General features: G+C 70.3%; 10 protein-coding genes. 5 read left to right on the top strand and 5 right to left on the bottom strand.

Going from position 1 to position 10343, the window contains the following annotated elements:
• Nucleotides 1–57 precede the first annotated feature (57 nt).
• From mctP to ACFVH0_RS29170, 3 genes are all read right to left on the bottom strand, one after another.
• Entirely contained in the window at nucleotides 58–1692 is a 1635-nt protein-coding gene (gene mctP, locus ACFVH0_RS29180) for a monocarboxylate uptake permease MctP (protein WP_385824972.1), read from the bottom strand.
• The gene (locus ACFVH0_RS29175; RefSeq protein ID WP_317866638.1) at nucleotides 1689–1943 is read right to left on the bottom strand and encodes a DUF3311 domain-containing protein; all 255 of its coding nucleotides are present in this window, start codon (nucleotides 1941–1943) and stop codon (nucleotides 1689–1691) included. Before ACFVH0_RS29175 ends, mctP begins: the two co-directional genes overlap by 4 nt.
• A 225-nt stretch (nucleotides 1944–2168) precedes the next feature.
• Entirely contained in the window at nucleotides 2169–2933 is a 765-nt protein-coding gene (locus ACFVH0_RS29170) for a GntR family transcriptional regulator (RefSeq protein ID WP_351078635.1), read from the bottom strand.
• A 279-nt stretch (nucleotides 2934–3212) separates the two neighbouring features.
• On the opposite strand from ACFVH0_RS29170, the gene ACFVH0_RS29165 reads away from it, so the two are divergent.
• The gene (locus ACFVH0_RS29165; protein WP_266688721.1) at nucleotides 3213–4496 is read left to right on the top strand and encodes an extracellular solute-binding protein; all 1284 of its coding nucleotides are present in this window, start codon (nucleotides 3213–3215) and stop codon (nucleotides 4494–4496) included.
• 70 nt (nucleotides 4497–4566) lie between these two features.
• Here the strand turns inward: ACFVH0_RS29165 and ACFVH0_RS29160 are convergent, their stop codons facing one another.
• Nucleotides 4567–5841 (bottom strand): exo-beta-N-acetylmuramidase NamZ domain-containing protein, encoded by a 1275-nt coding sequence (locus ACFVH0_RS29160; protein ID WP_385824969.1) that lies wholly within the window; start codon nucleotides 5839–5841, stop codon nucleotides 4567–4569.
• A 277-nt stretch (nucleotides 5842–6118) separates the two neighbouring features.
• On the opposite strand from ACFVH0_RS29160, the gene ACFVH0_RS29155 reads away from it, so the two are divergent.
• The 3 genes from ACFVH0_RS29155 to ACFVH0_RS29145 are packed head-to-tail and all read left to right on the top strand — an operon-like array spanning nucleotide 6119 to nucleotide 9161.
• The gene (locus ACFVH0_RS29155; RefSeq protein ID WP_385824967.1) at nucleotides 6119–6883 is read left to right on the top strand and encodes an SDR family oxidoreductase; all 765 of its coding nucleotides are present in this window, start codon (nucleotides 6119–6121) and stop codon (nucleotides 6881–6883) included.
• On the top strand, nucleotides 6880–8538 hold the full coding sequence (locus ACFVH0_RS29150) for an AMP-binding protein (protein WP_385824965.1): 1659 nt from the start codon (nucleotides 6880–6882) through the stop codon (nucleotides 8536–8538). The genes ACFVH0_RS29155 and ACFVH0_RS29150 overlap by 4 nt, the downstream gene beginning before the upstream one ends.
• A 29-nt stretch (nucleotides 8539–8567) precedes the next feature.
• Complete coding sequence (locus ACFVH0_RS29145; protein ID WP_266916968.1) at nucleotides 8568–9161, top strand: TetR/AcrR family transcriptional regulator; 594 nt, start codon at nucleotides 8568–8570, stop codon at nucleotides 9159–9161.
• A gap of 63 nt (nucleotides 9162–9224) precedes the next feature.
• On the opposite strand, the gene ACFVH0_RS29140 is transcribed toward ACFVH0_RS29145, so the two are convergent.
• On the bottom strand, nucleotides 9225–10100 hold the full coding sequence (locus ACFVH0_RS29140; RefSeq protein WP_385824963.1) for a LysR family transcriptional regulator: 876 nt from the start codon (nucleotides 10098–10100) through the stop codon (nucleotides 9225–9227).
• Nucleotides 10101–10174: 74 nt separating this feature from the next.
• On the opposite strand from ACFVH0_RS29140, the gene ACFVH0_RS29135 reads away from it, so the two are divergent.
• Entirely contained in the window at nucleotides 10175–10339 is a 165-nt protein-coding gene (locus tag ACFVH0_RS29135; RefSeq protein WP_385824961.1) for a hypothetical protein, read from the top strand.
• The last annotated feature ends 4 nt before the right edge of the window (nucleotides 10340–10343 follow it).

Genomic DNA, 10343 nt, shown 5'->3' with positions numbered 1-10343 from the left:
GCCGCGCCCCGTTGCAGGGGGCGCGGCGGGCCGTCGGAAGGCCGTGGGCGGCGGTCGTCAGTGGCCGCCCGGAGCCCCCGCGGTGGCCGGCGGGAGCTCGGTGGCGACACCCGGGTCGCCCGCGTCGGCGGTGTAGTCGGCCGGGGAGGTCTCGTCGATCCCGGCGGGTGCCTTCACGGCGTTCAGGACGAAGGTGAGCACCACCGTCACCACCACGTTCAGCACGAACGCGGTGAGGCCGATGTAGCCGATCTCGCCGATCCCCGGGATCTCCTTGGACGAGCCGCCGAAGTGCGCCTGGGTCGGGCTGGCGACCCCGTACGCGGCCACCGTCCCGTACACCATGCCGACCGCCCAGCCCGCGAGCAGCGCCCAGCGGTGGAACCAGCGGGTGAACAGGCCGCCGACCAGGGCCGGCATCGTCTGGAGGATCCAGATGCCGCCGAGCAGCTGGAAGTTGATCGCGACCGTCTTGTCCATGGTGAGGACGAAGGCCAGCGCGCCGACCTTGACCAGCAGCGAGACCAGCTTGGAGACCTTGGTCTCCTGCTCCGGGGTCGCGTCCGGCCTCAGGAAGTCCTTGTAGATGTTGCGGGTGAACAGGTTGGCCGCGGCGATCGACATGATCGCGGCGGGCACCAGCGCGCCGATGCCGATGGCGGCGAACGCGACGCCCGCGAACCAGTCCGGGAACATGTTCTCGAACAGCTGCGGGATGGCCAGCTGGCCGTTGTCCACCTTGATCCCGGCGGCGATGGCCATGAAGCCGAGCAGCGCCAGCAGGCCCAGCATCAGCGAGTACAGCGGCAGGATCGTGGTGTTGCGCCGGATCACGTTGCGGCTGCGGCTGGAGAGCGTCGCCGTGATCGAGTGCGGATACATGAACAGCGCCAGCGCCGAGCCCAACGCCAGGGTGGCGTAACCCCATTGCCCGGCCTCGCCCGGCGCGAGCGCGCCGCGTGGCTGCCCGGTCTTCGGGTTGGTCTGCGAGAACGCCTCGCCCGCCTTGGCGAAGATGTCGTCGAAGCCGCCGAGCTTGATCGGGATGTAGATGATCGCCACCGCGATGACCAGGTAGATCAGCCCGTCCTTGACGAACGCGATCAGCGCGGGCGCGCGCAGCCCGGACGAGTAGGTGTACGCGGCGAGTACCGCGAACGCGATCAGCAGCGGCAGGTCCTTGATGAACCAGTGGGTGTTCTCGCCGCCGCCGACGCCCATCACGTCCAGCACCGCCTGGATGCCGACCAGCTGGAGCGCGATGTACGGCATCGTGGCGAGGATGCCGGTGACCGCGACCGCCAGCGAGAGGCTCTTCGAGCCGAACCGCCCGCGGACGAAGTCCGAGGTGGTGACATAGCCGTGCTTGTGCGAGACCGACCACAGCCGCGGCAGGAAGGTGAAGATCAGCGGATACACGAGGATCGTGTACGGCACGGCGAAGAAGCCCGCCGCGCCCGCCGCGTAGATCGCCGCGGGAACGGCGACGAAGGTGTACGCGGTGTACAGGTCGCCGCCGAGCAGGAACCAGGTGACCCAGGTGCCGAAGGACCGTCCGCCCAGGCCCCATTCGTCGAGGCTGGCCTCGTTCTCGGCCCTGCGCCAGCGCGCGGCCAGGAAGCCCATGACCGTGACGGCCACGAAGAAGAAGATGAAGACGCCGAGCGCGACGCCGTTCACACCGTCCTTCATGCCGACGCACCCCCCTTGCGGGCGCGCTGGTCACGCTGCCACAGCTTGTACGCGATCATCGTGAGCGCGGTGGAGATCAGCACCCAGAGCATCTGGTACCAGTAGAAGAACGGAATGCCGATGAAGGTGGGGTCCACCTTCGCGTACGAACTCACCCAGAGCATCGCCACGAACGGCGCTACGAGGCAGAGCGCGATGACCACCCGCACCGGTGTGACGGTCGGTGGTTTTCCTTCTGTGTCTGCTGGCATGCGGCGACTCCGTCCCCTCGCTGATCACCTTGTGATGCGCAGGAAATCTAGGGGAGGCTTCCGGTCACCGTCACCCCCCGTCCGCATTGCGGTCCGGCAACGGTCGTTCGATCGGGTACCCGTGCTCGAAATCCGGCCAGACGTACGGTGGTTGGTCCGCACCAGGGTGTGTGAAAGGCCCCCGTGGAGTGACGCGTTCCACGGGGGCCGATCGGTGGTGCGGACTCAGTCCGTGGGCCGCTTCAGGCGCGCCACGAACTTGTACCGGTCGCCTCGGTAGACCGAGCGCACCCACTCCACCGGTTCGCCCTGTCCGTCGAGCGAGTGCCGGGAGAGCATCAGCATCGGCAGACCCACGTCCGTACCGAGCAGCCCGGCCTCGCGCGGGGTGGCCAGCGAGGTCTCGATGGTCTCCTCGGCCTCGGCCAGCCGCACGTCGTACACCTCCGCCAGTGCGGTGTAGAGAGAGGTGTACTTCACCAGTGAACGGCGCAGCGCCGGAAAGCGTTTGGCCGAAAGGTGGGTGGTCTCGATCGCCATCGGCTCGCCGCTGGCGAGCCGCAGCCGCTCGATCCGCAGCACCCGGCCGCCCGCGGTGATGTCGAGCAGCCCCGCGAGGGTGTCGTCGGCCGTCACATAGCCGATGTCCAGCAGCTGGGATGTCGGCTCAAGTCCCTGGGCGCGCATGTCCTCGGTGTACGAGGTCAGTTGCAGGGCCTGCGAGACCTTCGGCTTGGCCACGAAGGTGCCCTTGCCCTGGATGCGCTCCAGCCGGCCCTCGACGACCAGTTCCTGGAGCGCCTGGCGCACGGTGGTGCGCGAGGTGTCGAACTCGGCGGCCAGGGTCCGCTCCGGCGGCACGGGGGTGCCCGGCGGCATGGTGTCCGTCATGTCGAGCAGATGTCGCTTCAGCCGGTAGTACTTCGGGACGCGCGCCGTCCGCGTGGCCGCGCCCGTCTCGTTCTCCGTACTGCCCCCGTCGGCACCCATGGTCCGCCTTCCCGACGCTTGCGTTGCTGCCGTCACCGGCTCCTCCGTCTGTCGCGGCTCACATGGTGGCACGGTCCGGTCACGGCTGGTCGCCCTCCCTTAGGTGTCGGTCCTATAACGGACGCGAGTGCACTTCTTATACACCCTTGACACCCCTAAAGGTCTAGGCCAAGCTCCCCGTACTGGTCTAAACCATTAAAGACCAGGTCCAGCCCCAGCAGTACTCGTCGAATGTCTTCGCGGTGGGCGGGGTTGCAGTATCCCTGAGGAGGGTTTGGCGTGAAGCGCAAGCTCATCGCGGCGATCGGCGTCGCGGGCATGATGATCGGCCTCGCGGCGTGTGGGTCCGACGACGGCGGCGACAGTGGCAAGAAGGCCGGTCCGGACGCGTACAAGGGCCAGACCCTGACGGTGTGGACGATGTCCGGCTCGAACCCGGACGGGTGGACCAAGAAGGTCACCGAGGAGTTCGAGAAGAAGACCAAGGCCAAGCTGAAGATCGAGGTCCAGGACTGGAACGGCATCCAGCAGAAGGTCACCACCGCCCTCTCCGAGTCCAACCCGCCGGACGTCCTGGAGATCGGCAACACCCAGACCCCGGCGTACGCCAAGACCGGCGGTCTCGCCGAGCTCGGTGACCTGAAGAAGGAGATCGGCTCCGCCTGGGCCGACGGCGTCAACCAGCCCTCCATCTTCGACGGCAAGCAGTACGCCCTGCCGTGGTACGTGGGCAACCGCGTCGTCATGTACAACAAGAAGGTCTTCAAGGACGCCGGTATCACCGAGACGCCGAAGACCCGCGCCGACCTCTTCAAGGCGTTCGAGGCCATCGAGAAGAAGGGCGACGCCGAGCCGATCTACCTGCCCGGCCAGAACTGGTACTTCTTCGACGGCCTGCTCGTCGGCAAGGACGTCTCGCCGGTCAAGAAGGAAGGCGACAAGTACGTCTCCAACCTGGCCGACCCGAAGGTCGCCGAGGCCATGGACGTCTACAAGCAGTACCAGGCCTTCTCCAAGGCCCCCAAGGACAAGGACGAGGCCACCCCGCAGCAGGCCGAGGTCTTCGCCAAGGGCAAGACCGGCGCCATCATCGCCATGGGCTACGAGGCCGGCACCGCCATCAAGGCCAACCCGAAGCTCAAGGACGACATCGGCTTCTTCACCATCCCCGGTGAGACGGCCGACAAGCCCGAGGGCGTCTTCCTCGGCGGTTCCAACCTCGCCGTGGCCGCGGGCAGCAAGAACCAGGACCTGGCCAAGGAGTTCCTGAAGATCGCGCTCTCCGAGCAGAACGACGGCGAGCTCATCAAGGAGGCCGGCTGGTCTCCCAAGAACGACGCCATGCAGAAGTACACCGTCGGCCAGCCCGCCGCCGAGGCCGCCGGTCCGGCCGCCGCCAAGTCCGGTGGCACCACGCCGCTGATCCCGGAGTGGGCGCCGGTCGAGAACCCCCCGAACCCGATCAAGACCTACATGACGCTGGTCCTGCAGGGTAAGTCGCCCGCCGACGCCGCCAAGCAGGTCGAGGGCGAGCTCAACAAGCGCCTCAGCCAGCAGCAGTAGTGCAGTAGCGCGTCCCGCGCCGGGGGGGGGGGGGCGGGCCCCCCCCCGGCGGCCCCCGCCCGGCCCCGCCTCACCGGTACTGGAGGTACCGCTTGCGCACCGCCCGGAACGCGGCGAGATCCCGCGCCCAGGCGCCGACGACCTCATCCGTGTCCGCGCCCGCGTCGATCATCGTGCGGACCCGGGTGTTGCCGGTGAGCTTGTCGATCCAGTTGTCCGCGCGCCACTCGAACCCGCTCCAGGTCCGCTTCGCCGTCACCAGCAGCGCGATCCCGGTGCGTACCGGATCGAAGACCTCGCGGTCGAGGACGTGCACCTGCACCCCGCCGACCGTCCTGCCCTGGAACTTGGAGAACGTCGGCGCGAAGTACGCCTCGCGGAACGCAACCCCGGGCAGGCCGAGCGCGTTCGCGGCCGCCGCCCAGCGGTGGTCGATGCCCTCGGCGCCGAGCAGTTCGAACGGCCGGGTGGTGCCGCGCCCCTCGGAGAGGTTGGTGCCCTCGAACAGGCAGGTCCCCGAGTAGACCAGCGCCGTGTCGGGCGTCGGCATGTTGGGGCTCGGTGGCACCCACGGCAGCCCGGTCGTGTCGAAGAAGTCCGAGCGCTTCCAGCCGGACATCTTCACGATGCGCAGGTCCACCGGCCGCTCGGCCAGGAACCGGGCGTTGAAGAGCAGGGCCAGCTCGGTGACGGTCATGCCGTGCGCCTGCGCGATCTCCCGGCGGCCCACGAAGGTGCCGAACGCCGGATCGAGCACCGGACCGAGCGCCGCCCGCCCGGTCACCGGGTTCGGCCGGTCCAGGACGACGAACCGCTTCCCCGCGAGAGCGGCCGCCTCCATGCAGTCGTACAGCGTCCAGATGTACGTGTAGAAGCGGGCGCCGGCGTCCTGGATGTCGAAGACGACCGTGTCCACGCCGGACGCGGTGAAGACATCGGCGAGCGGCTGCCCGCTCTTCAAGTACGTGTCGTAGACCGGGAGTCCGGTCGCCGGGTCGTCGTACCGTCCCTCCGAACCGCCCGCCTGCGCGGTGCCGCGGAAGCCGTGCTCGGGCCCGAAGACGGCGATCAGGTCAACCCGCTCGTCCGGGTGCATCACGTCGACGATGTGGCGGACGTCGGAGGTGATCCCGGTCGGGTTGGTGACGACGCCGACCTTCTCGCCCTTCAGCAGTGCGTAGCCGTCCGCCGCCAGCCGGTCGAAGCCGGTACGGACCCGCCGGTTCCCGTTGCCCCGGGCGGGCGCGGCGGGCGCGGCGGTCGCGGGGCCGGCCCCGGCGGCCGTCGCCGCGAGGGCCCCCGCCGCACCGCCGGCGGCCAGCAAACCACGTCTGGACAGGCTCATCGGGCTACCTCCATGATCGCGACGTCTGTCATGGTCACGCACGCTAGCGCGCGTTCAGGCCATACGGAACGCGCCGGACGGCACGGTTGTGACGGGAGCGGCGCCCGAGGGCGGTGGGAGTGGCCGCCCGAGCGCGAAGACGGTGGCTGTCCGGGCGCGAAGGGAGTGGTCCTCCGGGCGCGAAGGCAGCGGCTGCCCGAGTGACGTCCGCCTCTTCCTCTCGGCCATACCGACTGGTTAGTCTGCCAGTGCAGTCGGCTGAGAGAGGCGGTCCCCGATGAGTGCGGTGCAGGGTGCGGGCGTGGTGGTCACAGGGGCTGGAGGCGGCATCGGAGCCGCCCTGGCCCGCAGGTTCGCCGCGGGGGGCGCACGGGTCGTGGTCAACGACCTCGACGAGGCGAGGATCAAGCCGCTGGCCGAGGAGATCGGTGGGATCGCCGTCGCCGGAGACGCCTCGCGGATCGTGGACGCCGCCAGGGACGCGCTCGACGGCACCGTCGACATCTACTGCGCCAACGCCGGTCTCGCCTCGCCCGGCGACGTCTTCGCGGACGAGGAGGTCTGGGCCGCCGCCTGGGACGTCAATGTGATGGCCCATGTCCGTGCCGCCAGGGCACTGCTGCCCGACTGGCTGGAGCGCGGCGGCGGCCGGTTCGTCTCGACCGCGTCCGCCGCCGGACTGCTGACGATGATCGGCGCGGCCCCGTACAGCGTCACCAAGCACGGTGTCGTCGCCTTCGCCGAATGGCTCTCGCTCACCTACCGCCACCGCGGTATCAAGGTCCACGCGATCTGCCCGCAGGGTGTGCGTACGGACATGCTCACCGCCGCCGGATCGGCCGGGGAGCTGGTCCTCGCCCCCAGCGCCATCGAGCCCGGGGCGGTCGCCGACGCGCTCTTCGACGCCATGGCCGAGGACCGCTTCCTCGTCCTGCCGCACCCCGAGGTCGCCGGGTACTACCGGGCCCGCGGCAAGGACACCGACCAGTGGCTCGGCAGCATGAACCACCTTCAGCAGAAGTGGGAGGAGACCGGCGCATGACCGAGTCCATCTACGCGGCCAAGCCCTGGACCGCCCTGCTCAGCGAGGCCCAGCGGGCCCCCGTCCACCCTGCCGCGAGCCTCGTCCACGCCTTCCGGGACTCCACTGCCCGCAGCCCCGAGCACCCCGCGCTCGCCTACTTCGACGGACGCCTGAGCTACCGCGAGACCGACGCTCTCTCCGACTCGGTGGCCGGCCATCTCGCCGCCGAGGGGCTGGAGCGCGGCGACCGGGTCGCGATCATGCTGCAGAACACCCCGCAGTTCGTGATCGCGCTGCTCGGCGCCTGGAAGGCCGGCGCCACGGTCGTCCCGCTCAACCCGATGTACAAGTCCGGCGAGGTCGGACACGTACTCAAGGACGCCGAGGTCACCGCGCTGATCTGCGCGGACCGGGCCTGGGAGGCGTATCTGCGGGACACCGCGGCCGGCGCCCCGACGGTACGGACCGTCCTCACCACCAGCGAGCTGGACCTCCAGACGCAGAACGACGCACGCGTGCTCGGCTTCGAGCGGCTGCCCGTGCCCGGGGACGCGGAGGACCTGGTCGCCGTCGCCCGCCGGGGCATCAGGGCCCCCGAGGGGCGCGAACCCGCCGCCGGCGACGTGGCGTTGATCAGCTACACCTCCGGGACCAGCGGCACCCCCAAGGGTGCCATGAACTCCCACGCCAACATCATGGTCAACGCCGAGCGCCAGCGGGCCGGGCACCCCGTCGCCGAGGGGTCCTCCTACTTCGCGCTCGCCCCGCTCTTCCACATCACCGGCATGGTGTGCCAGCTGACCGCCTGTCTCACCAACGCGGGCACCCTGGTCCTTGCCCACCGCTTCCACCCGGGCGTCGTCCTCGAAGCCTTCGCCGAGCACCGCCCCGCCTACACCGTGGGCCCGTCCACCGCCTTCATGGCGCTCGCCGCCCACCCGGACGTCACCCCCGAGCACTTCGCCTCCTTCCGGGTGATCTCCTCGGGCGGGGCGCCGCTGCCGCCCGCACTGGTGGAGAAGTTCCGGGCGGGCTTCGGCCCGTACCTCCACAACGGTTACGGCCTCACCGAGTGCACCGCCCCCTGCGCCTCCGTGCCGCCGGAGCGCGAGGCCCCCGTCGACCCGGTCTCCGGGACGCTGTCGGTCGGTGTCCCCGGCCCCGACACGGTGGTCCGGATCCTCGACGAGAACGGCGCGGAGGTGCCCTTCGGCGAGCAGGGCGAGATCGCGGTGCGCGGACCGCAGGTCGTCTCCGGCTACTGGCGGCAGCCCGGGGCCACCGCCGACGCCTTCCCGGACGGCGAGCTGCGCACCGGCGACATCGGCTTCATGGACAGCGCGGGGTGGCTCTACGTCGTCGACCGCAAGAAGGACATGATCAACGCCTCCGGCTTCAAGGTCTGGCCGCGCGAGGTGGAGGACGTCCTCTACACCCATCCGGCGGTCCGGGAGGCGGCCGTCGTGGGCGTACCCGACACCTACCGGGGCGAGACCGTCCGCGCCTACGTCAGCCTGCGGCCCGGCGCCTGTGCCGCCCCCGAGGAGCTGAGCGCCTACTGCGAGGAACGGCTCGCCGCGTACAAGTACCCGCGTGAGGTCGAGATCCTGACCGAACTCCCGAAGACGGCGAGTGGGAAGATCCTCAGGCGGGAACTGCGTTCCCCTCGATGACCGAATCACGCGGAAGGAAGGTGGCGGCAATGGCCAAGGCGACGGACGGGGACACGGCTCCCGTCCCTCAGCGGCTGCTGGCCGCCGCCACCCGGCTCTTCGCCGAGCAGGGCTACGACCGCACCTCGGTCCAGGAGATCGTCGAGGCGTCGGGCGTCACCAAGGGGGCGCTCTACCACTACTTCGGCTCCAAGGAGGATCTCCTCCAGGAGGTCTACGCCCGGGTGCTCCGCCTCCAGCAGGAACGCCTGGACGCCTTCGCCGACGCCGACGCCCCCGTGGAGCAGCGGCTGCGCGACGCCGCGGCGGACGTGGTCGTCACCACCATCGAGAACCTCGACGACGCCTCGATCTTCTTCCGGTCCATGCACCACCTGAGCCCGGAGAAGAACAAGCAGGTCCGGGTGGAGCGGCGCCGCTACCACGAGCGCTTCCGGGCCCTGGTGGAGGAGGGACAGCGCAGCGGAGTGTTCTCCACGGCCACCCCGGCCGACCTGATCGTCGACTACCACTTCGGTTCGGTCCACCACCTGTCCACCTGGTACCGGCCCGACGGCCCGCTCAGCCAGCAGGAGGTCGCCGACCACCTGGCCGACCTGCTGCTGCGCGCGCTGCGCCCCTGATCCCGGTCCCGGGCTGCGGTCCCGGCTCCCGGTCCAGGGCGCCGCCGCCGTCCGTCGGCGCTGTCAGGCACCGCCCGTCAGCCGCCCCAGGAGTGCCTCCGCCGCCGGGTTGCGGGGCCGGGGCGCACGCCCGGCCAGCACCACGGTCCGTCCGGGCTCCGGCTGGCGGATGCTGACGCACGGCAGCCCCGCCTCCTCGCCGATCCGCCGGGGCACGATCGCCACGCCGATGCCGGCCCGTACGAGATCGACGAGCAGCCGGATCTGGGTGACGTCGCAGGTGATCCGGCGCTCCAGCCCGCAGTGCGCGGCCAGCCTCCGCACCGCGGTCTCCAGACCGGTGCCCGCCCGGAAGTCCACGAACGGCTCGTCACCGAGGTCCTTGATCAGGGTGCGCCCGGCGGTCGCCAGCCGATGGCCGGGCGCGGTGATCAGCACCAGGTCCTCGTGCCAGGTCGAGAACCCGGCGATCCCGTCGGGGAGTTCGGCGGCGTCCGGCGCGAGATAGGCGAGATCCAGCTCACCGGCCCGCAGCCCCGCGACCAGTTCCGGCGTCGTCGCCTCGCGCAGCGAGATCTGCACCCCGGGCCACAGCCGGTGGTACGCGGCCAGCTCGGCCGCCAGATCCACGCAGGTCAGGGTCTGGATGGTGCCGACCCTGACCCGGCCGGTCACCAGCCCCGCCACGGCCGCCACCGCCTCCCGCGCCGCCTCGGTCCCGGCGAGCACCGACCGGGCGGCCGGCAGCAGCGCCCGGCCGGCCTCGGTGAGGATCACCCGCCTGCCGGTGCGGTCGAACAGCTCGGTCCCCAGCTCCCGTTCGAGATTGCGCACCGAGGTGCTCAGCGCGGACTGCACGATCAGCTCCGCACGGGCGGCGGCGGTGAAACCGCCGTGGGTGACGACCGCCATGAAGTGGCGGAGTTGGCGTAGCTCCATCCATCCACGTTATCGATGGCAGCCAGCTGATCCATCTGTTGGACCGATCACGGGTGCGGGCCGAAGCTGGAGGTATGACTTACATCCAGCCGTCCGCGCATGTCCCCGCACTCTGGACCGCGGCGTACGGACCGCACCACGCGCGGGCCGTACGGCTCGCCGCCCGGTGCCTGCTGCGGCTGAGGGCCTTCGTCCGCGATCTGGCGCTGGCGGACCACGTGGGTTCCGGCGGCTACTGAGAGC

Origin of the sequence: Streptomyces sp. NPDC127117 (assembly GCF_042677325.1) — a bacterium.
Lineage (GTDB): Bacteria > Actinomycetota > Actinomycetes > Streptomycetales > Streptomycetaceae > Streptomyces.
The sequence above is the reverse complement of the archived record's forward strand: the minus strand, read 5'-3'. Positions and strand labels throughout refer to the sequence as shown.